The following is a 24,457-nucleotide window of genomic DNA, read 5'->3' on the forward strand; positions in this document are numbered from 1 at the left end:
CCGGCACCTTACTGCAAGCTGCAGTGCAAATCCATGCGCGCGGACTGCGGCAATTTCTGACCGGTAAACACGCGCATAAGGGAGCGCGATACCATGCCTGAGCTGCCCGAAGTGGAAACGGTACGCGCCGGTCTTACCCCCTTCCTCGAGGGGGCAGTGATCCGCGCGGTGACCCTCAATCGGCCCGATCTCAGATTCCCCTTTCCGCAGCATTTTGCCCATCGGCTCGAAGGTCAGACCATCGGCCTGCCGCGGCGACGTGCGAAATACCTTCTGTTCCCGCTCTCTTCAGGGGAGACCTGGCTGACTCATCTGGGCATGACGGGGAGTTTTTTGACTGCCGCCATCGATCTCGACATTGCCCGCTACCATCCGCCGGCAGGCGCCCACCGTCATGTCGAGATGGTCCTCGAACACCCGGCCCACGGCATGGTGTCCCTCGCCTATTCCGATCCGCGGCGCTTTGGCTATATGGATTTGTTGGATGATCCAGAGACCAGCCGGCATTTGAAGAACCTCGGCCCCGAGCCCTTGGGCAATGCGCTGTCCGCCCCCCATCTCGCCCTGCGTTTCGCCGGGCGCCGTACACCGATCAAGGCAGCTCTTCTCGACCAGCGCCATATCGCCGGGCTCGGCAATATCTATGTCTGCGAGGCGCTTTGGCGGGCCGGCATCGATCCGCGGAGACAGGCACACACTCTTGTTACGAAGGCCGGCCAGCCGAGGTTGGCCCTTGAGCGGCTGGTCACCGCCATCCGCGAGGTGATCGGCGAGGCCATTGTCGCCGGCGGCTCGACGCTGCGCGACTTTCGTCATGCCGATGGGGAGCTTGGCTATTTCCAGCATTCCTTCTCGGTCTATGATCGAGAGGGGGAGCCCTGCCGGCGCGAAGGGTGCGGCGGTACCATCCGACGGATCGTGCAATCGGGCCGCTCGACCTTCTATTGCCCGCGCTGCCAGAAATGAGCGCGCATATTGCGGTTGACGCCTTGGGGACGCCCGACTATAAAGCGCGCCAGCTTTTGGGCGGCACCGGTGCCGCCGCTTTTGTTTGGGCCGAGCGCCCCGGGATCCACCCCGCGCCGCCCCTTCAGTGTCACGAGGACTAAGATGGCCAACACACCTTCGGCGAAAAAGGCCGTTCGCAAGCTCCAGCGCCGTACCGACGTCAACAAGGCCCGTCGGTCGCGTATGCGCACCTTTATCCGCCGCGTTGAAGAAGCGGTGGCCAAGGGTGATGCCGATGGCGCTCGCACAGCTTTCCTGGAAGCCCAGCCCGAGATCATGCGCGCTGCGACCAAGGGCGTGGTTCACAAGAACACCGCTGCCCGCAAGATCTCGCGCCTCAATCGCCGTCTGAAGACCATCAGCGCCTGAGGGCCAGAACTTCAGTACGGGGGCAACAGCTCCAAGCGTTTCAATCCCCGCGCAGGCCGCCCGCCGCGCGGGGATTTTTGTGTCCGGTTGCCTGCGGACCGGTTCCAGCAAAGACCGCAGATCAGGCTGCGCCGATTGTCGCATGCCTTGTTTCAGCCCTGTCGCAAAACTGTCGCAGTTTAGTCACAGGCGGCAATTCGAAAGTGCTTTCGGGCAATTATAGAAACTGGGCACCGCCAGGCCGCGGTCGCGGGTCCTTGCCAGAGCCGGAATCGGGGTCCGGGTAAAATTTTTTTCGATGGCCCTCAATCTCACTCCGAACCGATTCTGAAAGGATTCACATACCGTTATTTTTTGAAGGTTTAACCGGCAGCCCCGGGCGCAAAAAGCCCCGTCAGAGTCAAGCCCCATTTTGCGCGATTCCGCGGTTGCCAAGGCCATTCTGAGCGCCCTAATATGGCCGGGCTGAAAGCAACAAGAGAGCAGCGGTCCACCACTAAAAACGGTCCGCAAATTCAGTTGGGGGATGAAGATATGCGGTCGCTCAAGGCGTCTGTTCCGGATAGCAAGTATTCGAATAACAGTCTTGACCCAACCCGTCTTCATGCATTGTAAATAAGAACTATCCGAACCGGGGAGTTATGCTTTCCGGGTCCAATCAAGCGGCACATCTTCTTACAATAATTCAATAAATGTGGCGTGGTTACGGCTGCGCGTGGATGTGTCGTGTCCGGTGTTCCGGGGGCAACATCAACGCTGGTCGAAAAGGCGGGCATCAAGACCCGTTTGAGGCGGCAAAAGGGGCAAATGATGAAGAACGCAATGATCGAAAATCAGGTGGTAACCCACATGGGGGCAACAGTGTCGGCGGATAAGGCTGGCGGGTCCGGTTCCCCGTCTGAAAAACCGTCCCAGAACGCGGCCGGCAATGGATCCGGCAATGGATCTGGCAAGGCATCAAGGCCGGCATCCAAGAAAGCGCCGGGCGGCCGCGGCGCAGGCGATCACAAGACGCTCTGGACCCGGGTGCGCAAGCGCCTCTGGGTCGCCGTTGGTGAAGATGTGTTCAATTCCTGGTTTGCGCGGCTCGAGCTCGAAGAGATCCACGACGACATCGCGCACCTCTCCGTGCCCACACGCTTTCTGTGCTCATGGATCATGTCGAACTATCGCGACAAGATCCTCGATGCCTTCACCGCCGAAACCGATGCCGTTACCCGCCTGCATGTGACCGTGAGGGTCAACGGCCAGCCGGTCCAGCGCCTCAGCCAGCCGGCTGAAGAACGCACCGCGACCGCGCCGCGACCCGCTGAGGTCACCCCGCTCAAGGCCCAGGCCAAGCCCGCTCCCGCGACTGCCGAGGATGCGCTTTCCGGCTCTGCACTCGAGCCCAAGATGACCTTTGAGAGCTTTGTCGCCGGCGAAGGCAACCAGATGGCGCTCGCCGCGGCCCGGCAGGTTGCCCACGCTTCGCTCAACAATACCGTCGCGTTCAATCCGCTCTATATCCATTCGAGCGTTGGCATGGGCAAATCCCACCTGCTCAACGCCGTCGCCTGGGCGGCCGGTGCCGCCGACCGGTCGCGCAACATCGTCTATCTGACCGCCGATCACTTCATGTACCACTTCGTCAGCGCGCTGCAGCGCCAGTCCGCTATCGGGCTAAAGGAATGGCTGCGCGGCATCGATCTTTTGCTGATCGACGACATGCAGTTCCTGCAAGGCAAGTCTGTGGTCACCGAATTCGGGCACACGCTCTCTGCGCTGCTGACCGGTGCCAAGCAGGTGGTCGTTGCCGGCGATAGTGCCCCGGCCGATCTCGAACTTCTCGATGAGCGCCTGCGCTCGCGTCTCTCCTGCGGGCTGGTCGTGCCCATTCAGGGCTTCGACGCCGATTTGCGCCGCGCCATCGTTCAAAAGCGCGCCGAACAGGCGGCCCAGCGTTTCCCGGGCCTCTTCATTCCCCCGGTGGTGCTTGACTATGTGGCCCGCAAGATCACCAGCCATGGCCGCGATCTCGATGGCGCCATCAACCGGCTGGTGGCCGCCAATCAGCTTACCGGCCAGCCGGTGACCATCGAACTGGCGGAAAAGGCCCTGCATGATCTCATCCGGTCGCGTGAGAGCCGCCGCATCAAGATCGACGATATCCAGATCGCGGTTGCCAAGCATTTCAAGGTGTCAAAGCCCGACCTGCTTTCTGCGCGCCGCTCGCGTTCGGTGGTCCGGCCCCGCCAGATCGCGATGTATCTGTCGAAGGTACTGACCTCGCGGTCGCTGCCCGAGATCGGTCGCCGCTTCGGCAATCGGGATCACACAACGGTCCTGCATGCCGTGCGCAAGATCGAACAGCTCATGGGCGAGGACACCGGGTTCGCCCAGGAAGTCGAACTCCTCAGAAGAATGATCGAGGAGTGAGGAGCGTTCGGGCGTAGCCTGAGCCAAGGGTCCGGTGGCCCCTTGGCAGCGACGAACACCCTGAGAGCTATGCTCGAAGGGTCGGGCCCGAACCGACAGGCAGAAAGGCTCCGATGGAGTCTTTCTAGGTTCGAAACCCTGAGAGCTATGCTCGAAGGGTCGGACGCGAACCGACGAACGATGCCTTGACGGCCATGCTCGCAAGGCCGCTCGAAGGATCGAAATTCAAGAATACCGGGCCGGGTCGGGATCGACGCGGGCCCGGCGCTCTCCCGGATCGGGAGCAGGGGAAGAGGCGCCTTCCATTGTTGAGGGAACCGCCAGCAACGCGGCATCCATAAGCTGCGGCACAACGTTGAGGGGCCACAGGCCCTGTTTTCGGTCGCGCCTGCTGTTGGTGCGGCTTAGTCCGCTGGCAGGCCGGGCCGGGGTGCAGCACGAAATTGGGGGCGCTGTGCCCCGGTCTTCATACGGCGGGCGGCCCGCGGGAAGGCCGTCAGACCGTCAATTGCCGCCACCTCCGGCGCCATTCCACCCGATACCCAGAGATTTTGTGGCCAGCCGGGCGCTGACCCTTGTAATTTGGCTGTTCTGGGGTAACTTCCCTCACCCGGTCGTCGGGACCTCGCGCGGCAGGCGTCTGCGTGGGTCCCCGGACATGCCTTAACGTCGGAGTCCATCATGAAGGTCACGCTGGAGCGCAACCACCTGTTGAAGTCGCTGGGGCATGTGCACCGCGTTGTCGAGCGGCGGAATACCTATCCCATTCTGTCGAACGTATTGCTGTCCGCTCATGACGGTCAGCTCGATCTGCGCGCGACCGATCTCGACGTTGAAATGACCGAATCCGTGCCGGCCATGGTCTCGGTCGCCGGCACCACGACTGTGCCCGCGCATACGCTTTATGAAATCGTGCGCAAGCTTTCTGACGGCGCCGAAGTGAGCCTCGAAACCGAGGGTGGCGGCGAGCAGATGGTTTTGACCTCGGGGCGCTCGCGCTTCAACCTGGCCTGCCTCTCGGCGGACGGTTTCCCCGATCTCAAATCCGGCGAATTCACCCACTCCTTTGCCATCAAGGCCGGGCTTCTGGGCGAGTTGATCGAACGCACCCAGTTTGCGATCTCTTCCGAAGAGACCCGCTATTATCTCAATGGTATCTTCTTCCACACCATGTCGGGGGACGACGGCAATTTGCTGCGGGCCGTCGCGACCGATGGTCACCGCCTCGCCCGTGCCGAGGCCGAGGCCCCCGCCGGGGCCGAGGGCATGCCTTCGATCATCGTGCCGCGCAAGACCGTCGCCGAGGCCCAGAAGCTCCTCGACGACAAGGATGCCGAGGTCGCCATCGAGGTCTCCGAGACCAAGATCCGCTTTGCTGTCGGCGGCGTGGTGCTGCTTTCGAAGCTCATCGAGGGCAATTTCCCCGATTATGAGAGCGTCATCCCGGCGCATAATGACAAGCGCATGGTCGTCGACACGGCCAGCTTCAAACAGGCGGTCGACCGTGTGTCGACCATCGCGTCGGATCGTGGCGGGCGCGCGGTCAAGCTCGGGCTCAGCGAAGGCCTGCTGGAACTCACCGTCACCAATCCCGATCACGGCACTGCGCGCGAGGAGCTGCCGGTCGAGTTCGAGGCCGAAGGCTTCGAGATCGGGTTCAATGCCCGCTATCTCCTCGACATCATCGACCAGATCCACACCGATTCCGCGGTCTTCCGCTTCTCCGATGCCGGCTCGCCCACCCTTGTGGAGGCCGACACCGAAACCAACGCGCTTTACGTCCTGATGCCCATGCGGGTTTAGCCCGCACGCTGAAGGACCGTTCAACGGTCCATAGATGTCCGCACCCGCCCGCACGCCGCCGAGCCGCTATCTGACCCGGCTGCGGCTGACCGGTTTCCGCAACTATACGAGCGCCGCGCTCGATCTCGACGCGCGCCATCTGGTGCTGGTCGGGCACAATGGTGCCGGCAAGACCAATCTGATGGAAGCGATCTCGCTGCTGGCGCCAGGCCGGGGGCTCCGGCGCGCCGCCTTCGAAGACCTGACACAGGCGGGCTCCGATGGCGGCTGGGCCGTGGCCGCAACCCTTGAGACGCCGGCGGGTCCGGTGGATCTGGGGACCGGGCAAAGCCCTGATGGTCTCGGCAAACCGCGCCGGGTGCGCATCAACGGTGCCGATGCGCGCGCCGTCGAGGCATTGGGCGAGCATATCCGGGTCATGTGGCTGACCCCGGCTATGGATGGGCTGTTCACCGGTCCTGCCGGCGACAGGCGGCGGTTCCTCGACCGGTTGGTCCTCACTCTCATTCCCGGCCACACCGCCTCTCTCAACGCTTATGAACGCGCCATGCGCCAGCGCAATCGGCTTTTGAACGAAAACCCTGACCGCGCCTGGCTCGATGCGATTGAAACCGAGATGGCGGCTCATGCAACGGCCGTCACCTTTGCACGGGCCGATACGCTGGGGCATCTCGCGGCGCTCCTGGCTGCTGCCGGGGATGCGGGTCCGTTTCCTGCCGCCACGGTCGATCTCTCCGGGCTCGAGCCGTTCGAAACCGATGCCATTCAGTCGGGTGCGCTCGAAACCGGCTATATCGAGGCCTGGCGCGCCGCGCGGCCCATTGATCGCGCTGCCGGGCGCACGACCATTGGCCCGCACCGGGCGGACCTTGAGGTTGGGCATCTGGGCAAGGGCGTGCCGGCCAGATTGTGCTCGACCGGCGAACAAAAGGCACTGCTGATCGGGCTTGTCCTTGCTCATGCCCAATTGGTCGCCGATATGTCGGGTCTGCCGCCGATCCTGCTGCTGGACGAAATCGCCGCCCATCTCGACGAAAACCGTCGCGCCGGCCTGTTCGACAGGCTCGACGAACTGGGTGTTCAATGCGTGATGACGGGCACCGATGCGATCCTGTTCGAGGCACTGGGCGACCGTGCATTGCGGGTCCGGGTTGAGGATGCGCGGCTCACTCCGATGCCGTGAGGGCGACACCCTTGCCAAACCTTGTCGAAACCGAATGAAAAAGCCCGGCCGCGCTTTGGTTTGCGGGCCAAAAGGGATAGGTTGAAACCGTGTTTAACCGACTGATTCGAGCATGAGCCAGAACACCAGCCAAGACACCCCGGAAAAGACCCCCGACCAGGCCCCAGCCGACGGCGAGTATGGCGCGCAAAGCATCAAGGTTCTCAAGGGCCTCGATGCGGTGAGAAAGCGGCCTGGCATGTATATCGGGGATACCGATGACGGCTCGGGCTTGCACCACATGGTCTATGAAGTGGTCGATAATGCCATTGACGAGGCATTGGCGGGCCATGCGGACCTCGTCACGGTAACCCTCAACGCCGATGGGTCGGCGACCGTGACCGACAATGGCCGCGGCATCCCTACCGAAATCCACGAAGGCGAGGGGATTTCGGCGGCTGAAGTGATCATGACCCAACTGCATGCGGGCGGAAAATTCGATCAGAATTCCTACAAGGTTTCCGGCGGCCTGCACGGGGTGGGCGTGTCGGTGGTCAACGCGCTTTCAAGCTGGCTCAAGCTCTCGATCAAGCGCGCGGGCAAGGTCAACGAAATGACCTTCACCCACGGCAATGCCGACGCCCCACTCAAGGAAGTTGGGGATGCCGGGGACGAAACCGGCACGACGGTCAGCTTCATGCCCTCGTCCGAAACCTTCACCATGACCGAATTCGACTACGGCACCCTCGAGCACCGGCTGCGCGAACTGGCCTTTCTGAATTCCGGCGTGCACATCCTTTTGACCGACAATCGCCATGCCGAGGCGCGTTCAGTCGATCTTTATTATGAGGGCGGGCTGGAAGCCTTTGTGCGCTTCCTCGACAAGGCCAAGGCCCCGCTGATCGAAACCCCGATCGCGATCAACGCGGAACGCGACGGTATCACCGTCGAACTGGCTCTTTGGTGGAACGACAGTTACCATGAGAATGTCCTGTGCTTCACCAACAACATTCCCCAGCGTGATGGCGGAACCCATCTCGCCGGCTTGCGTGGCGCTTTGACCCGCCAGGTGTCGGGATATGCTGAATCTAGCGGCATCACCAAGCGTGAAAAGGTCTCGATGACCGGTGAGGACTGCCGTGAGGGGCTGACCTGTGTGCTTTCGGTCAAGGTGCCGGACCCCAAATTCTCCTCCCAGACCAAGGACAAGCTGGTTTCCTCTGAAGTGCGTCCGGTGGTGGAAAGCGTCGTTAATGAGCGGCTCAACCAGTGGTTCGAGGAGCATCCCAACGAAGCCAAGCAGATCGTCTCCAAGGTCGCAGAGGCTGCCGCAGCCCGCGAGGCGGCGCGCAAGGCGCGCGAGCTGACAAGGCGCAAGACCGCGCTCGATGTCACCTATCTCGCCGGCAAGTTGAAGGACTGCTCGGAAAAGGATCCGGCCAAGTCCGAACTGTTCCTGGTCGAGGGTGATTCGGCCGGTGGCTCCGCCACCCAGGGCCGTGACCGCGGCACCCAGGCCGTGCTGCCCCTGCGCGGCAAGATCCTCAATGTCGAGCGCGCGCGTTTCGACCGAATGCTGACCTCCGACCAGATCGGCAATCTGGTGATGGCCATGGGCACCGGCATCGGGCGCGACGAGTTCGATATTTCCAAGCTGCGCTATCACAAGATCATCATCATGACGGACGCCGATGTCGACGGCGCCCATATCCGCACGCTCCTGCTGACCTTCTTCTATCGGCAGATGCCCGAGATCATCGAGCGCGGCCATCTCTACATCGCCCAGCCGCCGCTCTATAAGTCGCGGCGCGGCAATTCCGAGCGCTATCTGAAGGACGAGCGGGCGCTCGAGGATTATCTCCTCGATCTCGGCACGGAAGATGCGGTGCTGACCACCCGCGAAGGCGTGGCCCATGCGGGCGCCGATTTGCGCGCCATTGTCGGCCAGGCGCGCGATCTGGTGCACCAGATCGAACTGCTCAATCTCAAATATAACCGCTCGATCGTCGAACAGGCGCTGATCGTGGGTGGGCTCGATCCGGAAAAGCTGGCCGATGACAAGGCGGTGACGGCCATGGCCGAGCGCATTGCCAGCCGGCTCGACCGGGTCTCGGCGGAGACCGAACAGGGCTGGATCGGGGAAAGCGATGGCGAGGGCGGTTTCGTCTTCTCGCGCACTATTCGCGGGGTCACCGAGACCCATAAGATCGACGCCGCGCTGATTGCCTCGGCGGATGCGCGCAAGCTGCGCCAGCTCGCCGCGTCCCTTGAGGAAATCTATGCCGGTGTGCCAAAGCTTGCGCGCAAGGACACGACCGAAAGTGTCTTCGGCCCGTTCTCCCTGTTCGAGGGACTGACCAAGTTCGGCCGCAAGGGCATCTATCTCCAGCGCTATAAAGGCCTGGGCGAAATGAACCCCGGCCAGCTTTGGGAAACCACCATGGATCCCGACGCCCGCACGCTGTTGCAGGTGCATGTGCGCGAAACCGACGTGGCCGATGAGACCTTCACCCAGCTGATGGGCGATCTTGTCGAACCGCGCCGCGAATTCATCCAGGAAAACGCCCTCAACGTCGCCAACCTCGATATCTAGAAGCGTTTCGAGGCGGCGTGGGCACCCGACCACAACAGGTCTCCACCCGGCAGATACAAACGCCGCGCCGGCTATCGCCCGCGCGGCGTTTTACTGTCATGGCTGGCCCTCACCAGACGAAGGGCACGAGCTTCTTGGTGCGGGCTGCATAGGCCGTGAACTGGTCGCCATAGCGTTTCGCCAGATGCGCATCGAGCATGGGCACATTGTAAAATGCGAAGAAGCCCACAGCCAGGAGCGGGATCGCACAGGCCCAAAGCGACTGCGCGACGACCGCATAGGCGGTGATCCACACGATATCGCCGAAGAAGTTGATATGCATGGAGAGCCCCCACAACCCGCCGGAATAGATCTTGCCTTTGTTGGCCGGGTCTTTCTTGAACCGGTCGCGGTCAAGTTCTGAGGCCGTGTTGAGATAACAGCCCAGTGCGAACAGTGCGATGCCGGCATAATCGATCCACCCGAGCGGCGCATCCGAGGGCAAGACGGCAATGGCGAAGCCGAGATAATAGAGCGAGAAGGCCGCCGGGACGGAGAACACTTCGGCCCAGGGCATGGTCCGCTTCATGAGGTAGAACATGGTGAAGGCCATGCGCAAAAGGATGACCACGGAGAACCCGAAGATCACATAGCGCCGGGCGGGAATGGTTTCGAATTGCGGCCAGCCGAACCAACCCGAAATCATCTCGCCACCCGGCCCGAACAGCACATAGCCAGAGAGCAGCAGGATTGCCGCCTCGATGGCGGTGATCGACAGCTTTTGCGGCACCGAAGCGGATTTGTCTGCGTAAAGGTCCATGGGTGTAGTCTTTCGTCACACTTGGTTTTGTCGTTTGCCTAGGAATAAGTGGCAGGATCTTCTGGACGGGCCGGGTCTTCGGGGCGGGCAGGATCTTCAGGACGCGCCAGCCCGCCGGTCACGGCCCAGAGGTAAAGCCCGCCTTCCTGTTCGGCGATAAACCGCACCGCCTCAGCCCAGGCGGAGGGCCACGCCGTCCCCTCGCGTTCCACGGCAACCGCCAGCGCATGGACAAGCTTGCGATAGGCATCCCGGGCGCTTTCGCGATAGGCGGGCAACCGGTCGAGACTGTCGAAGAACAGTGAAAGTGCGCGCGTCGGTCCGCCACTCAGCGTGCTGGCGCTGACGACGACCTGGGCGTAATAGCCATCGATCGCGCGCTTCTGTTCCCGCACGGTGAGGTCGGTATGCGCCTCCCAATCGAAATCGGAAAACGGGAACGGAAAAAACCGCTGGATGACTTCGTCATACAGCGCCAGCTTGGTGGGGAAGTGATGGTAGAATCCGCCCTTGGAGACCCCGGCCTGTTTGAGGATCTCGCTCAGCCCCGTGCCGTCATAGCCATGGGCAACGAACAACTCGGCTGCTGCCTCGAGCAGCTTCTCCCGTGGAGGCCGTTCCGTGTCCTTTTCAGTCGTCATGCCGCATTCCTTTCACGTCTGGCTGCCAAATGGCCCGGGCAGCGCTGAAGGCCGGTGGGGTGAGATAGCGTTCAACCCCCAGACCGACCGACCGGTCTGTATGTAACATTGGATGACAGGGAGTTCAAGGGGGGGTGAGACATGATCCTGTGGCCCCAAATCCTCAGTGGGCCGGTGTTCTGATGTGCTGACCCCGACACCGGGGGCAAATGCGGCCGATCTGCAAATCCGGCCCGTAACCTGCCCTTAAACCAGCCACATTTAACGTTATGACCGGGTCCACCGCGGCGCCGGCAGGCGCGCCGCCTTCTCATCATCGCCGGAGACACAGGCCTTGGCAGGACAATCGCGCAGCGCGCTGGATATCGGTCTGACCGCCGACGATCGCATCGCCGGCGGCAAATCACGCCGAGGCGGCAAGAGCGCAAAGCCCGCCAAGCCAGCCAAAGGCTCGGGAAAAGGCGCCGCGAAACCCCCGCGGGGCAAAACCGGCACCCGCAAGAAAACCCGCAAAGGGCGCGAGAAAAAGCCGCTCACCCTCGGGCGCGTTATCGGCAAGCTGTTCTACTGGGGCGTGGTGCTTGGCGTGTGGGCCGGGATCATCGTTGCCGGCATCGTGGCCTATTACGGTTTTCAGCTGCCCGATTCCGATAGCTGGGCGGTTCCCGAACGGCCCGCCAATATCCGCATCGTCGCCACCAATGGAAAACTGATCTCCAATCGCGGCAAAATGGGCGGAGAGGCCGTTGCCATTCATGAACTGCCCCACTACGTACCCGCAGCCGTCGTCGCGATCGAAGACCGGCGGTTTTTCGGACATTTCGGGCTCGATCCCATCGGCATTCTCGGGGCCATGCGCATCAATGTGAGCGAGGGCCGCAATCCGCTCAACGGTCACGGCGGGTCGACCATTACCCAGCAGGTCGCCAAGAATCTGTTCCTCACCCCCGAGCAGTCGATCAAGCGCAAGATCCAGGAAGCCCTGATCGCGATCTGGCTCGAGCAGAACTACAACAAGGACCAGATCCTCGAGCTCTACCTCAACCGGGTCTATTTCGGCGGCGGCGCCTATGGCATCGAAGCTGCCGCGCAGACCTATTTCGGCAAGTCCGCCTCCAACCTCAATCTGGGCGAGGCCGCGATTCTTGCCGGGGTCCTGCAGGCGCCGTCCCGCCTGTCTCCCGACACCCATCCGGAAGCCGCAGCCGCGCGTGCGCGCGTCGTCCTCAATGCGATGGCCGAGGAAGGCTATATATCGAAGGACGAAGCCGAGGCCGCCGCCATCGATCCCAACAAGCGCATCCGTACCCGCGTGGCTGGCGCCGAATACTATGTTGCCGACTGGGTCGAAACGCTCATGCAGTCCTATATCGGCGAGGTCGATGAGGACGTCATCGTCCACACCTCGATTGATTGGGACCTGCAGAAACAGGCCGAGTTCCTGGTGCGTGAAATGGTTGACCAGCACGGTGAGGAGCGTGGCTTCTCTCAGGGGGCGCTGGTGGCGATGGAACCGGACGGGACGGTCAAGGCGATTGTCGGTGGAACAGATTATGCCAAGAGCCAGTACAACCGTGCCGTCACCGCCCGGCGGCAGATGGGCTCCGCCTTCAAGCCGATTGTCTATCTCACCGCGCTCGAAGCCGGTCTCAGCCCCGAAACCGTGATCGATTCCGGGCCGCTCGACTATAATGGCTGGTCGCCCGAAAATGCCTCCGGCAAGTATTACGGCCCCGTGACCATGCGGGAAGGGCTGGCCAACTCGCTCAATACGGTTGCCGCGCGGCTGGCGATCCATGTCGGGCCGCAGGCGGTGGTCAACACCGCCTATCGCCTCGGTATTTCCACCCAGATCGATCCCGTGCCCTCGATTGCGCTGGGTACCCCGGAGATTTCTCTTCTGGAGCTCACTGCCGCCTATGCGCCCTTCTCGAATGGCGGTGCCGGCGTGATCGCCCATGTCATATCGCGGATCGAAACCGCCGACGGTGAAGTGCTTTACGACCACATACCCGCCGGTCCGGGCCAGGTCGTTGCACCCGACAAGCTGGGCATGATGAATTCGATGCTGTCCTATGCGCTTGAAGCCGGCACCGGCAAGAACGCGCACCTGCCCGGCTGGCAGATCGCGGGCAAGACCGGCACGTCCCAGGAATACCGCGATGCGGTCTTTGTCGGTTATTCGGCCCGCATGGTGACTGGCATCTGGCTGGGCAATGACGATTCAAGTCCGACCCAGCGCGTCGGCGGGGGCTCGTTCCCGGCTCAGCTGTGGACCCAGTTCATGGCCAAGGCCCATGAGGGTCTCGCGCCGGCAGACCTGCCCGGCCAGTACATTCCACAGCAAGTGCAACAGGCCGAGCAGCCGCAGCGCCAGCGCCGCAACATCGGTGATTTTCTGCGTGATCTGTTCGGCGGCTGACGCCTAGTCCGCACCGTAGCGGTGGAGCGTGCGCCCATGGGCCTTCAGCCAGGCGCGGCCCCGTTCCATGTCCGGCAAGGTTCGTTCCACGGTCCGCCAGAAGGCCCGCGAATGGTTCATCTCGATTAGATGCGCCACTTCATGGGCGGCGACATAGTCGAGAACAAAGGCCGGAGCCAGGACGAGCCGCCAGTTGAAATTGAGCGCACCCGAACTGGAACAGGAGCCCCAGCGGCTCGACTGGTCACGCAATTTGATGCCGGTCGGCTTCACCTCGAGTCTGGCCGCGTGGTGCTGGACTGAGACGGAGAGGTCGTTGCGTGCCTCGGCTTTCAGCCAATCGGTAAGGCGGCGTGCCAGATGCTCGCCCCCCGGCACCACGACCTGGAGCGGGTCGCCCGGAATGACCTCGACCTGGCCGCGAATGCGGCCCGAATCCGCGATTTTATGCAGAACGCCCCGGATCGGGATTTCGGCACCCGGGACAAAGGCGACCGGCACGATCCGGTGCCCGATCTGCCCGTCGAGCCAACCCTTGTGCCGCTCGAGAAAGGCCCGCGCATCATCCCAGTGGCCATGGGCGGGCACGGTCAGGATCGGGCCGCGCTTGAGATCCATGGTCAGCCGGTAATGCCGTGCCCTTGCATTGACCCGCACGATGACAGTGGTCTCACCGGTTTCAAGGATGACGCTGGTGGTGTCGGGAAATGTCTCGCGGCGGCGGAACAGGCGGTTCATGAAGCGGCAGCGTGCAATGATTCGGTCGGCACCAGTATGGCGCTGTCCGCCAAAAAGGAAACCGGGCGAGAAGGCAACAGCCGAAGGCGTCCAAACAAAAGAAAACCCGGCCAAAAGGCGAAAGCCGAAGGCGTTCAAACAAAAGAAAACCGGGCCAAAAGGCAAAAGCCGAAGGCGTGCAAACAAAAGAAAACCGGGCCAAAAGGCAAGGCGTGCAGTCTGATTGGGGAGAGTCGTGCCGGCGGGAGGAGAGCCGGCTGGTTGCCAGGACCTAGTCGCGGTCCCGGCGGTCTTCGTCGCGATGGTTATCATCGTGACCGTTGCTGTGCTCGCCATTGGGGTCGTTGTGATGGCGGCGTTCACGTTCTGCCATGAACCGGTCGAATTCCTCGCGGTCACGGGCAGCGTGCAGATTGCGCAGGAAGTCTTCGAATTCCTGGCGTTCCTCTTCGAGCCGGCGACGTTCTTCGTCGAGCCGCTTCATTTCCGATTCGCGGTAGGAATCGAAGGCGGCATTTCCGGTCCGGAAGTGGCTGTGGCGGCGGCCATGCTTGCGGGACTTCATGTCACGCCAGTTGGAGCGCTGCCGGTCAACCCAGGCTTCTGCCTGTTCGCGCGACCCGCCGAAATACTCACCCCAAAGGATATAGGCGAGTACGCCGAGGCCGAGCGGCCAGAAGAAAATGAAGCCAAGAACCATCAGGGCGATGGTCAGCGGCGACCATTGCGGTTTGATAATAGACGTTGTCATCCAAACACCTCTTTCTCATCGACGGCTTGGATTTGGGGGGTGTTTGCGCCCGGTCAACCGGTCTTTTTCGAATTTGAGGGTCTTGAAAAACGCGGCAGATACTCCCACCCGCCCGGTTTTTGGGGCAATAAGGGCACAAAACCCGCCCAAAAAACCGTGAAAAGGCCCCCGAAATGGCCCTGCAACCCGCCCTGCCAACCGTCGCGCATCACCGATTACGGCTCGAAACCCTGATCCGATTGCGCTGGCTGGCGGTGGTCGGGCAGACCGCTGGCGTGGTTTTCGTGGCCTTCGGGCTGGGATTCGACCTGCCGCTGACCCCCTGCCTCGCGCTCATCGCCCTGTCTGCGGGACTCAATCTCGTCTTGTTGCTGCGGTTCCCGGCCACGTTGCGCCTGCGTTCACATTTTGCAGCGGTGCTTCTGGCCTATGACAGCGCCCAGCTCGCGGCGCTCCTCTATCTGACCGGAGGGTTGCAGAACCCGTTCTCGATTCTGCTGCTCGCCCCGGTTTCGGTCTCTGCAACCACCCTGCCGCAGCGCTGGACCACCACGCTGGCTATTCTTGCGGTGGGCCTTGCGACCATTCTCACCGTCTTTCACATGCCTTTGCCGTGGTTTGCCGGTCAGCCGATTCAACTCGAGCCGCTTTATGTCGGCGGCATCTGGGTCGGGATCGTCAGTGGCATCCTGTTCACCGCCGTCTATACCAACCGCGTTGCCCACGAAGCGCGTCAGCTCGCCGATGCGCTGACCGCGACCGAACTGGTGCTGGCTCGAGAACAGCACCTTTCCGTCCTCGACGGGCTTGCTGCGGCCGCCGCCCATGAGCTCGGCACCCCGCTTGCCACCATCGCGCTGGCGGCACGGGAGATGCAGACCGATCTCTCCGACACCGAGGCGCTCAAGGAGGATGTCGACCTCATTGCCGAACAGGCGGCGCGTTGCCGCGCCATCCTCACCAAGCTGCGCAGCCTCGATGCCCATGACGAAACCATGTTCGGCTCGATTTCGCTGACCGACCTTGTGGCCGAGGTGATCGAGCCGCATCGCGATTTCGGCGTTGTCATTTCCATTGAAAAGGGCCGCACGTCAGGGGAGGAACCGCGCATCCGCCGCAACGCAGGGCTGTTATATGGCCTCGGGAATCTCATCGAGAACGCCATCGACTATGCCAAGACCGCGACGGATATCACCCTTGAATGGACCGCGGAGACGGTACGCATCGTCATCACCGACGACGGGCCCGGTTTCCCGCCCGATCTTGTCACCAAGCTCGGCGAGCCCTACCTGACCACCCGTCCTTCCGACCGTTCGGACAGCGACCCCACCGAACCCGGCGGCCTTGGACTGGGAATCTTCATCGCCAAGACCCTGCTCGAGCGGTCCGGCGCCACGCTCTCATTCGGCAATAAAAGCCTTGATGGCCGGGCCCAGGTGGTCATCCGCTGGCCCCGCCCTGCCGTTGAATACAAGGAAGTCGCGCAACAATCGGATCCCGCGCTTTGACGCCACGACAAGGCTTGGCTTAAAAGGAGGCGCGAAACTGGATGACAACACAATGACGACCGTTCAGGACCTCATGGATCAGGACCGTTCCCTGCTGCTTGTCGATGACGACAAGCCCTTCCTCACCCGCCTCGAGCGGGCGATGGCCAAGCGCGGCTTCGACGTGCGCACCGCCGATTGCGTCGCCGCGGGGCTTGCGGCGGTCAAATCCGATCCGCCCGCCTTTGCGGTCGTCGACATGCGGCTCGGCGATGGCAACGGCCTCGATGTGGTTGAGGCTCTCAAATCGGTGCGCGAGGATGCGCGCGTCGTCGTGCTCACGGGCTATGGCAACATCGCCACCGCAGTGCTCGCAGTGAAGCTCGGCGCGGTCGACTATCTCGCCAAGCCGGTTGATGGCGACGATGTCTTCAAGGCCCTCATCGCTGAAGGCGATGACAAGCCGGACCCGCCTGACAATCCCATGTCCGCCGATCGCGTGCGTTGGGAACATATCCAGCGGGTCTACGAGCTGTGCGACCGCAATGTCTCCGAGACCGCCCGCCGGCTGAACATGCACCGGCGTACCTTGCAGCGGATTCTGGCCAAGCGCGCACCGCGCTGATTACCGCGAGCCCCGAAAAGTTGCAGACTTTTCGGACAAGGCGAAACGGGAAGCAAAGCGAGCCCCGAAAAGTTGCAGACTTTTCGGACAAGGCGAAGCGGGAAGCAAAGCGAGCCCCGAACCGGAGGTCCGCGTCAGCGAACAGTTGCAGACTTTTCGGACAAGGCGAAGCGGCAGGTAACCCGCGTGCCGCGCTGAGCCATCCATCTGGCGGCGCTGGGTTTTCGCTCTGTCAGGGCCGACATGTCTTGAGTTTGTGAAGGGCACGGCCTAGCCTCAGGCCAACCCCTTCGACCGGCCCAGGATCCCTATGACCGTCACTCTTTCCTTTCATGGCGCCGCCGGCACCGTCACCGGCTCTTGTTACCGTATTACCCATCCCAAGGGCCGCTTTCTGATCGATTGCGGCATGTTCCAGGGCAACAAGACGGTCCGGGCGCTCAACAATAAGTCGTTTCCCTTCGATGCGTCGGGGATCGACTTTCTGCTGCTGACCCACGCCCATATCGACCATTCGGGGCTGATCCCGAAACTGGTCAAATACGGCTTCAAGGGACCGATCCACGCCACCGGGCCAACCGCTGGTCTCCTCGAGTTCATGCTCGCCGACAGCGCCGGAATTCAGGAAAGCGAGGCTGAACGCGAAAACCGCAAGCGCGAGCGCCGCGGGCAGAAGCCTGTCGAACCGCTTTACAATCTCGAACACGCCGAAGAGGCGCTCAAGCGCTTCAAGGCCCACGACTATGAGGAGTGGATCGAGCCGGGACCGGGTGTGAAATGCCGGTTCTGGAATGCCGGTCACATTCTCGGCTCGGCCTCGATCGAAGTCCGAGTCGAGGACGAGAATGGCGATCCCGTCCATATCCTGTTTTCTGGCGATCTGGGACCCGATGAAAAGGTCTTCTATCTCGAGCCCGACGCCCCGGCCGGCTTTGACTACATCCTTTGCGAATCGACCTATGGCGGCCGCGAACGCGCCGATTATTCGCTCGATGAGCGTCGCAGGGTGCTCGCCAAGGAAATCAATGACGCGATGGAGCGCGGCGGCAATCTGGTCATGCCGACCTTTGCCGTCGAGCGCAGTCAGGAGCTGCTGCATGACATCGGAGTGCTGATCAAGCGCGGCGAGATCAACCCTTCGCTGGTCTTCCTTGATTCCCCGCTCGCCCGCCGGGTTACCCGCGTGTTCAAGCAGTTCGCCCCGACCATGCAGGATATCGAGTTGCCGCCTGAAGAGCTGTTCGCAGACGAACGCTTTCGGATCGTTGAATCGGTGCAGGAATCAAAGGACATCAACAACATCAAAGGCGGCGCGATCATCATGTCCGCCTCGGGCATGTGTGATGCCGGGCGCATCAAGCACCATTTGCGCAACAATCTCTTCCGTCATGATGCGACCGTTCTGTTTGTCGGCTATCAGGCCCCCGGAACGTTGGGAAACATCATTCAGTCCGGCGCAGACGAGGTCCGAATCCATGGCCGCGAGGTCAAGATCCGCGCCGCCATTCGCACCATCTCCAACTATTCCGCCCATGGCGATCACTCGGAGCTGATGGATTGGATCTCCGAACGGCTGCCGGCCCATGGTGCCATTTTCCTCACTCATGGCGAGGATGAGGGCCGCGAGGCCATGACCCAGGCGCTGGAGCGCGACAAGGGGCTCGGCCCCGACAAGGTGATCTCGCCCGAACTTGATGATCAGTTCGACCTGCGCGCTTCTGGTATCGGTGACGTCCACAAGCCCGAGAAACGGCGGATCGAAAAGGCGCAGATGACCGACGACTGGCACAATGAATATGCCCGCTTCTCGCTCGATCTGTCAGAGGTGATCACTGCCGCCGAGAACGACCATGAACGGCTGGAGATCATGAAGGCGGTCAAATCCGCACTCGAAAAGGCGAGAGCCACCGAATAGCGATTTCTCCAGGAAAGCGGCCTACCGGGGGCCCGGATCCATCAGCCCGTGCACCCGGTCGGCGCCCAGCCGCACCAGTTTGAGCATCATCGCCTTGCGCCGCGCCGGGGCCAGATTGTCTGCCGGCGCATCGCGCAGCACTTCCGCACCATGCCCGTCGGCGACCAGCAGCCCTTCAGTTTCGGGGAAAATGTCCGCGTCAAGCTCTGGCGGCTTGGCGAAATAGAACCGGTCGCAGAAATCCCGGTAATGGTGCCATTTGCCGTCGGCCCGGAAATCGGCAAGCGAAGATTTGATCTCGACGATCCAGATCTCTCCCCTGGGCCCGACCGCCAGCACGTCGGCCCGGCGGCTGTTGGCCAGCGCCACCTCCGCGAAACAGCAAAAATCGAAACGCCCGCGCAGCATGCGCATCACCCCGCGCTGAATCATCAGCGCAGTGTCCGATTGCCGCCCGTCGGTGATCAGCGGGCCGGTTTCGCCCGAAGTCTCGCTCATGACCGAATCCAAATCTGCCCGAATCCAAGTTGGCCCGAATCCAAGTTTGCCCGAATCCAAGTTTGCCCGAATCCAGGTTTGCCGGAAGACCGAGCCTAGAAAGCCAGGCCCGGTGCGGCAAGCGCGATCAGGCTTCGGCCGGCTTGGCTGCGGGCCTGGTGGACATGCGGTGAGTGAACACGAAGCTCAGCAATACCATCGGCAGGATGACGAGGAAGCTGGCGCGGTTCCCGAAATGCTCGGCGACGAAACCGAGCAGCGGCGGTCCGAGGAAGAAGACCAGAAACGCGGTCTGCCCGAGCGCGGCGACATTGATTTCCGCCGGTCGGTCGGTCCGCCCCGCGGCTTCCGAAACCACAAGCGGGTAGATCGCCGAAGCACCGACGCCCATCAGCGCAAAGCCCAGGATCGCTAGCTCCGGGGTCGGCGCGAAGCCGACCAGCAACAGCCCGGCCGTGGCAATGCAAAGCAGGAAATAGGTCACTTGCCGTGCCCCGAACCGGTCGACAACACTGTCGGCGCCGACCCGCGCGAGCCAGATCGAGGCCGAGATCGCGATCAGGCTCATCGAAGAGACGAAGGGTTCGCTCTCGAAAACGTCGCGCATATAGATCACCGACCAGTCAAATCCGGCCCCCTCGACCAGGGAAGCCGACAACGCCACCGCACAAAGCGCCAGAATGCCGGGTGTCGGTATCGCGAAAACCGGGGTCTTTTGCTTGGAACCCTTGGGATGACGGCGCGGCGCAGGCGTGAACCCCCGCATGGCGATAAAGGCGCCTCCGGCCAGGACCGGCAGCATCAAAGCGAGGTGGATGACCATCGACACCTCGAACTGGCGCATCAGCCCCCCGATCACGGCGGAGGAGAAAAAGCCAAGGCTCCAGAAACTGTGAGCGCGATTCATGATCCGGCGACCGATGGCGGCCTCGGTGCGGTCCGCCTCGACATTGAGGACGATCTCAAGCATCCCGACCATCACCCCGCCAAACACCATGATGCCGAACACGGCAACTGGCATGCCCGAAGCCGCAGCCAGCAACTGGCAAAGTGCGCTTACCGTGATGGTGATGATGACGGTGCGTTTGACGCCAAGCCATTCGATGATCGGCGTGCAGAAGGTCATCGCAAACAGCATGCCCACCGACCAGCCGATCACCACCATCCCGAACGGACCCTCCGAGAGGCCGAGTTCCACCTGCAGATCGGCAAAGCGGGACAACAGTCCCCCGATCGTCAGGGCAAAAAGATAGAAGGCGGCGTAAACGCGGTGTTGTGGTGCGATCATGTGTTCAAATCCTTGGCCCGCAAGGTTCAGGCGGGAACTTCCGGGATTGGCGTCCATCCGCGAAGGGCGGAAACCGTCGGGCCTGCCGTTCGCATAGCACCGGACCAAGGAGGGCGGTACTGGTTTTATGTCTACACATGTTGCCATAAAAATCCAGCCAGGTCTGCGTATTGGCTGGCGTGCTGCGGTTACTTTGGGTGAAGTGTGAACGTAAAAAGGGGCGCCTTTTGCAGGCGCCCCACCGGCCTGAGGGGAGGGAGGGGATCAGGCCGCCTCATTCGCCACCATGCCACAAGAGGTAGCGTGGCGCCCGGTACCGGGGGGTTGAGGGGTGGACCGGCCGGACACAGGCAAAGCATGCGCTCAACAGGTTAACTGTGTCTTTAATTCTTCCGCCGGTAAAACAGCTACGAAAATTGCGCAATATTGCGATAGATGGACCACAATACTGAATATGTTCAATAAAATCGCCGAGAATTGTGGACCGTAATCCATGGTCCCTGGTTGGCGCTGGCGGGCGGCGGCGGAAACCCATTAGGCTGAATTTCGCCAATACCGGAAACGATAGAGGTCATTTCGGGGGGGGGGCTGGGGTCCTCAGGAAAGCCGATCGCTAGAGGGCAATCAGCTCGGCATCGGCCTCGGGATCGACAACGTCTTCCTTCAGCACCTGAACCCCGGACATGCTGTCGCGCAGGATCTCGTAGCGCCGATAGGCGTGGCCGCCTTCCTCACGTCCGTTCTGGGGGGACTTGGAGCCCGCGCCCAGAGCCGCCAGCCGGGCACGGCGATCCGGGCCGACATAATTCTCGGTGGCGAAATAGACGATCTTGCGGCCGGTCTGGAACTGCAGCCGGCGTGCCAGCTGGTCGGGGCTGGTGGGCAGAATCACCACATCGTCAAACCCGCAAGCGATCGAGCGCAGGATATCGGCGCGCGATGGATTGGCGGCAAAGCAGATCAATGGTGCAAACCGGATGCGATTATCGCTCGCATGCCGGATCTCTTCGACCTGGTCATGGATCGGCGCGAAGTCGCTTGTGAGGTGAAACACGAAATAGCAAAGCGGGGTCAGCCGCGATTGATGGACGGCACCCTCGATATGCGTATGGCGGCGTTCAACTTCGAACCCGCATGGCGCGATCAGCTCGCTGATCCGCGCGCGTACGGCCTCGTCCGGCCCCATATTGATGGCGCAAGCGCTCATGGACATGGGTCATCTGCCCTCCCGCAGACGGCTGTCCCCGTATTTTTACGCTCGGAATGTTACGAGGTAGTTAGCGAATCCGTTCAGTACCGGAAATTCAGTTAAGCGTTTCCACAAATTGCCCAAATCGGATGTAATGAAGAAAGGGCGGGGTGTCGGAAAAGAGGGATTATCATGCGCATCATCTTCCAGCGGGCGGCTATGGGTGCGCTCGTATTGTTTGCAGCACTGGCCCTTGCGGCCACCGGTGCATCGGCGGCGACACGCATTCTCACGATCGCGGTCACGCCATCGGATGCCGACCTCGCCAGCGTCCGGTTCAACGATCGGCCTGCGAGGCTGTTGTCTCGCGCCGGCAATCTCGTCTTTGTCAGTGTCGATGATGGCGGCGCCGGCTTCGGTTGCGATAACACCATCAGTGCTACCGACAGCGCCGGCCGCAACAAATCGGTGCGGGCAAACACGTGCTCGACAGACTGGAAGGTCGCAATCAGTTTTGTCGGCGTGGCACCGGGCGGCGGATCGTCTGGGGGATCCGGCTCGGGCAGCAGTGGTGGCTCGGCCACGCAGACCTTCTCCATCAGGCCCGCCGACAGCGACCTGCGCATTCTCACCCTCTCCTTGAACGGCGCCCCCAAGGCATTCACCGCTTTCTCCGACACTAACCGGATCGAATTCACATTGCGGCGCGGCTCCTCGGGCTATGACTGCAATCAGCGCATTACCGCGCTGTTGTCGGATGGCACCACCTATGACCGCACCGGCAATCTGTGTGCCAATGACTTCTCCTATGTGCTGGGTGCAGATAGCGGCGCGAGCGAAATACTGACCATCCTGGCGCCGGGCGCCCCGCGCATTACCTCGGTATCGATCAACGGCAGCGCCGCCACCATCATCTCGCTTGTACCCAATGGTGTGCGTGCGCGGCTGACCTATGGGGCGGACGGACTGCCCTGTTCGGCCCGCGTCGATGTCAGCTTCGCCACCGGCCCCTCGGCCCGGACGACGACCAATCTGTGCACCGGCGGTTTTGAGGTCACTGTCAGTCAGCCTTCGGGCGGGTCATCCGGCGGCGGCTCTTCGGGCGGCGGCACGGATTATGCATCGCCCCATGCCTGGCGGCATATTGTTTCCAACGACACGGCGACACCTGCTCGGCTCGTCTACCAGCGTTCCGGCGCCGACCCGGTCTTCGCTGCCTATTGCATGCCGGGAACGGCAGTCGTCAGTGCCTATTTTCCGGGCTTCGGCAATAATCGCGTCACCGGTTCATCCCCAAGCCTTGTCTTTGAAGCCGGCGACTATGCCAGTCGGGCGACGGGTCGGATCGACACCGTTCCGGGCGGCTCGGGCCGTTATCCGGCGGTCGATCTGAGGGCCGATTCGGGGCTGTGGAGCGGCATGATCGCGGGGCTGACATTCTCGGTGACTGCCGACGGCCGCCAGTCGATCTCCTACTCGCTGCGCGGCAGCGCTGGCCCGGTCCGCGATTTCATTCAGAACTGCAGGACCACGCCACGGCCCTTCGGCCCGAATGTGATCGGAGACGTAACGGGTGATACCAGCCTCGGCTGGCGTTATCTGCCGCCCTCGGGTGGCGGCAAGGCGCGCCTGCGCTTCTCGGACGCCTCTGGCGAACGCATCGGGCTTGAGGCGAGTTGTTCGCCTGAGGCCGGAATCGTCGAGCTCGTGACCCATTCCATGCCCACGGGCCTGCCTTCGGGCCGGAACTTCAATCTCGGTTGGTCAGTCGACGGATCGGGCGGTTCGCTGCCCGGTCAGACCGTCTCACGCAGTTCGGTGGACTGGGGCGCGCTCGGCTTCATCCGCATGGACGCCGAGCATGCCTTCTACCGCGCCGTCGCAGCGGGCAATGCGCTCACCTTGTCGGTCGATGGGCGCCAGATGGCCCGCTATTCCCTGCGCGGCAGTGCCGGGCCGACCCGTCAATTCGTTGCCGTCTGCCGCCCGCGGATCGTCTATGACGATTTCGCCGACGGCGACACGGGCGGATCCGGTGGATCCGGCGGTTCAGGCGGCAGCGGCGGTTCAGGCGGGCAGGAAGCGCTCGATGCCTTCAAGACGCTGATCGACATTTTTGCGACGATCCAGAACGCCGGATCCGGCGGTGATGGGGGTGGCGGTCGTCCTGGCGGCGATGCCGACCGCGAGCGGGACCGGCTGATCGCGGCGGCCCGCACCGACTACAACGCCAATCCCAACAAGGCCTGCGGCATGACCGGCGAATTCAGCCCTCCGGGCCCGCGTCCGGTCCGCACTACTTTCACCAATGATCGCCGTGTTCCGGTCCGGCTCTATGCCTATGATCGCGGCGGCAAGCGTCAGCTGACCGTTCTCGGCCCGGGTGACCGCTATGCCGACAATGGCAACGCCCTGCTCGGCTACGAGATCGCTTCAATGCGGGATGAGTGCCTGACGGCCTATCGCGCCCCGCGCGAGGAGACCGCCCTCACCATCCGGCCGGTGGTCGAACGGCCCGACCCGGCGGTCGAGATCTCGCTTTATCGCTGCGGGGTCGACGAGACCGTCGCTGTGGTGACGGAGCCGACCCGCGGCAAGCTCTTCATCGAGGGCGGACACGTCTTGCAGCGTACCGATGCAGGCGAATGGCGCTGGGGGCTCAAGACCGCCAGTTTCTCTGGTCGCGACATGGTGCTTACCCAGGGTGGCCGTGAACTGCTCAACTGCCGCAAGGTGCCTGGCACCTGAGCC

At 62.4% G+C, this 24,457-nt stretch carries 18 protein-coding genes; 11 read left to right on the forward strand and 7 right to left on the reverse strand.

Annotated features, from left to right (window positions below):
* Window positions 1-93: 93 nt before the first annotated feature.
* The 6 genes from mutM (at window position 94) to gyrB (ending at window position 9,353) form a co-directional block, all read left to right on the forward strand.
* A complete protein-coding gene (mutM, locus tag G489_RS0107755) occupies window positions 94-966 on the forward strand; it encodes a bifunctional DNA-formamidopyrimidine glycosylase/DNA-(apurinic or apyrimidinic site) lyase (RefSeq protein ID WP_029041065.1) in 873 nt (290 codons plus the stop codon).
* Between the two features lie 144 nt (window positions 967-1,110).
* Window positions 1,111-1,377, forward strand: coding sequence for a 30S ribosomal protein S20 (rpsT, locus tag G489_RS0107765; RefSeq protein WP_029041066.1), 267 nt, complete (start codon window positions 1,111-1,113; stop codon window positions 1,375-1,377).
* Between the two features lie 822 nt (window positions 1,378-2,199).
* Entirely contained in the window at window positions 2,200-3,795 is a 1,596-nt protein-coding gene (gene dnaA, locus G489_RS0107770) for a chromosomal replication initiator protein DnaA (RefSeq protein WP_245578847.1), read from the forward strand.
* Window positions 3,796-4,476: 681 nt separating this feature from the next.
* A complete protein-coding gene (gene dnaN / locus G489_RS0107775; RefSeq protein ID WP_029041068.1) occupies window positions 4,477-5,598 on the forward strand; it encodes a DNA polymerase III subunit beta in 1,122 nt (373 codons plus the stop codon).
* A 34-nt stretch (window positions 5,599-5,632) separates the two neighbouring features.
* Window positions 5,633-6,781: a DNA replication/repair protein RecF gene (recF, locus tag G489_RS0107780; protein ID WP_029041069.1), complete on the forward strand. Its 1,149-nt coding sequence runs from the start codon at window positions 5,633-5,635 to the stop codon at window positions 6,779-6,781.
* A gap of 112 nt (window positions 6,782-6,893) precedes the next feature.
* Window positions 6,894-9,353, forward strand: a complete 2,460-nt coding sequence (gyrB, locus tag G489_RS0107785) for a DNA topoisomerase (ATP-hydrolyzing) subunit B (protein ID WP_029041070.1) — start codon at window positions 6,894-6,896, stop codon at window positions 9,351-9,353.
* 109 nt (window positions 9,354-9,462) lie between these two features.
* Here gyrB and G489_RS0107790 read toward each other — a convergent pair whose 3' ends face one another.
* Together G489_RS0107790 and G489_RS0107795 are read right to left on the reverse strand one after the other, a co-directional pair.
* Window positions 9,463-10,152: a DUF1295 domain-containing protein gene (locus tag G489_RS0107790; protein WP_029041071.1), complete on the reverse strand. Its 690-nt coding sequence runs from the start codon at window positions 10,150-10,152 to the stop codon at window positions 9,463-9,465.
* A gap of 38 nt (window positions 10,153-10,190) precedes the next feature.
* Window positions 10,191-10,793 (reverse strand): TetR/AcrR family transcriptional regulator, encoded by a 603-nt coding sequence (locus G489_RS0107795; RefSeq protein WP_029041072.1) that lies wholly within the window; start codon window positions 10,791-10,793, stop codon window positions 10,191-10,193.
* Between the two features lie 334 nt (window positions 10,794-11,127).
* On the opposite strand from G489_RS0107795, the gene G489_RS19580 reads away from it, so the two are divergent.
* Complete coding sequence (locus G489_RS19580) at window positions 11,128-13,215, forward strand: transglycosylase domain-containing protein (protein WP_051332413.1); 2,088 nt, start codon at window positions 11,128-11,130, stop codon at window positions 13,213-13,215.
* A 3-nt stretch (window positions 13,216-13,218) separates the two neighbouring features.
* Here the strand turns inward: G489_RS19580 and G489_RS0107805 are convergent, their stop codons facing one another.
* Both G489_RS0107805 and G489_RS0107810 read right to left on the reverse strand, forming a co-directional pair.
* Window positions 13,219-13,953, reverse strand: a complete 735-nt coding sequence (locus G489_RS0107805; RefSeq protein ID WP_029041073.1) for a M48 family metallopeptidase — start codon at window positions 13,951-13,953, stop codon at window positions 13,219-13,221.
* 271 nt (window positions 13,954-14,224) lie between these two features.
* A complete protein-coding gene (locus G489_RS0107810; RefSeq protein ID WP_029041074.1) occupies window positions 14,225-14,704 on the reverse strand; it encodes a DUF2852 domain-containing protein in 480 nt (159 codons plus the stop codon).
* A gap of 173 nt (window positions 14,705-14,877) precedes the next feature.
* On the opposite strand from G489_RS0107810, the gene G489_RS19585 reads away from it, so the two are divergent.
* The 3 genes from G489_RS19585 to G489_RS0107825 all read left to right on the forward strand — a co-directional run bounded on the left by G489_RS19585 (window position 14,878) and on the right by G489_RS0107825 (window position 18,731).
* The gene (locus tag G489_RS19585; RefSeq protein ID WP_051332415.1) at window positions 14,878-16,212 is read left to right on the forward strand and encodes an ActS/PrrB/RegB family redox-sensitive histidine kinase; all 1,335 of its coding nucleotides are present in this window, start codon (window positions 14,878-14,880) and stop codon (window positions 16,210-16,212) included.
* A 52-nt stretch (window positions 16,213-16,264) separates the two neighbouring features.
* Complete coding sequence (locus G489_RS0107820) at window positions 16,265-16,816, forward strand: ActR/PrrA/RegA family redox response regulator transcription factor (protein WP_029041075.1); 552 nt, start codon at window positions 16,265-16,267, stop codon at window positions 16,814-16,816.
* A gap of 310 nt (window positions 16,817-17,126) precedes the next feature.
* The gene (locus G489_RS0107825; protein ID WP_035871982.1) at window positions 17,127-18,731 is read left to right on the forward strand and encodes an MBL fold metallo-hydrolase; all 1,605 of its coding nucleotides are present in this window, start codon (window positions 17,127-17,129) and stop codon (window positions 18,729-18,731) included.
* Window positions 18,732-18,752: 21 nt separating this feature from the next.
* Here G489_RS0107825 and G489_RS0107830 read toward each other — a convergent pair whose 3' ends face one another.
* The 3 genes from G489_RS0107830 to G489_RS0107840 form a co-directional block, all read right to left on the reverse strand.
* The gene (locus G489_RS0107830; RefSeq protein WP_029041077.1) at window positions 18,753-19,229 is read right to left on the reverse strand and encodes an MmcB family DNA repair protein; all 477 of its coding nucleotides are present in this window, start codon (window positions 19,227-19,229) and stop codon (window positions 18,753-18,755) included.
* A gap of 127 nt (window positions 19,230-19,356) precedes the next feature.
* Complete coding sequence (locus tag G489_RS0107835) at window positions 19,357-20,517, reverse strand: MFS transporter (protein ID WP_035871984.1); 1,161 nt, start codon at window positions 20,515-20,517, stop codon at window positions 19,357-19,359.
* Window positions 20,518-21,130: 613 nt separating this feature from the next.
* On the reverse strand, window positions 21,131-21,730 hold the full coding sequence (locus G489_RS0107840) for a response regulator (protein ID WP_029041079.1): 600 nt from the start codon (window positions 21,728-21,730) through the stop codon (window positions 21,131-21,133).
* Window positions 21,731-21,898: 168 nt separating this feature from the next.
* On the opposite strand from G489_RS0107840, the gene G489_RS0107845 reads away from it, so the two are divergent.
* On the forward strand, window positions 21,899-24,454 hold the full coding sequence (locus G489_RS0107845) for a hypothetical protein (RefSeq protein ID WP_029041080.1): 2,556 nt from the start codon (window positions 21,899-21,901) through the stop codon (window positions 24,452-24,454).
* Window positions 24,455-24,457 lie beyond the last annotated feature (3 nt).

Source organism: Cucumibacter marinus DSM 18995 (assembly GCF_000429865.1).
Classification (GTDB): Bacteria; Pseudomonadota; Alphaproteobacteria; order Rhizobiales; family Devosiaceae; genus Cucumibacter; species Cucumibacter marinus.

Excerpts from the sequence above, each read along its gene's own strand:
- dnaA (WP_245578847.1), top strand. The coding sequence starts at position 2,200 with ATGATCGAAAATCAGGTGGTAACCCACATGGGGGCAACAGTGTCGGCG.
- G489_RS0107830 (WP_029041077.1), bottom strand. The coding sequence starts at position 19,229 with ATGAGCGAGACTTCGGGCGAAACCGGCCCGCTGATCACCGACGGGCGG.
- G489_RS0107810 (WP_029041074.1), bottom strand. The coding sequence starts at position 14,704 with ATGACAACGTCTATTATCAAACCGCAATGGTCGCCGCTGACCATCGCC.
- G489_RS0107840 (WP_029041079.1), bottom strand. The coding sequence starts at position 21,730 with ATGTCCATGAGCGCTTGCGCCATCAATATGGGGCCGGACGAGGCCGTA.
- G489_RS0107790 (WP_029041071.1), bottom strand. The coding sequence starts at position 10,152 with ATGGACCTTTACGCAGACAAATCCGCTTCGGTGCCGCAAAAGCTGTCG.
- rpsT (WP_029041066.1), top strand. The coding sequence starts at position 1,111 with ATGGCCAACACACCTTCGGCGAAAAAGGCCGTTCGCAAGCTCCAGCGC.
- mutM (WP_029041065.1), top strand. The coding sequence starts at position 94 with ATGCCTGAGCTGCCCGAAGTGGAAACGGTACGCGCCGGTCTTACCCCC.
- G489_RS0107835 (WP_035871984.1), bottom strand. The coding sequence starts at position 20,517 with ATGATCGCACCACAACACCGCGTTTACGCCGCCTTCTATCTTTTTGCC.
- G489_RS0107825 (WP_035871982.1), top strand. The coding sequence starts at position 17,127 with ATGACCGTCACTCTTTCCTTTCATGGCGCCGCCGGCACCGTCACCGGC.
- G489_RS0107820 (WP_029041075.1), top strand. The coding sequence starts at position 16,265 with ATGACGACCGTTCAGGACCTCATGGATCAGGACCGTTCCCTGCTGCTT.
- G489_RS0107845 (WP_029041080.1), top strand. The coding sequence starts at position 21,899 with ATGCGCATCATCTTCCAGCGGGCGGCTATGGGTGCGCTCGTATTGTTT.
- G489_RS0107795 (WP_029041072.1), bottom strand. The coding sequence starts at position 10,793 with ATGACGACTGAAAAGGACACGGAACGGCCTCCACGGGAGAAGCTGCTC.
- G489_RS19585 (WP_051332415.1), top strand. The coding sequence starts at position 14,878 with ATGGCCCTGCAACCCGCCCTGCCAACCGTCGCGCATCACCGATTACGG.
- dnaN (WP_029041068.1), top strand. The coding sequence starts at position 4,477 with ATGAAGGTCACGCTGGAGCGCAACCACCTGTTGAAGTCGCTGGGGCAT.
- gyrB (WP_029041070.1), top strand. The coding sequence starts at position 6,894 with ATGAGCCAGAACACCAGCCAAGACACCCCGGAAAAGACCCCCGACCAG.
- G489_RS0107805 (WP_029041073.1), bottom strand. The coding sequence starts at position 13,953 with ATGAACCGCCTGTTCCGCCGCCGCGAGACATTTCCCGACACCACCAGC.
- recF (WP_029041069.1), top strand. The coding sequence starts at position 5,633 with ATGTCCGCACCCGCCCGCACGCCGCCGAGCCGCTATCTGACCCGGCTG.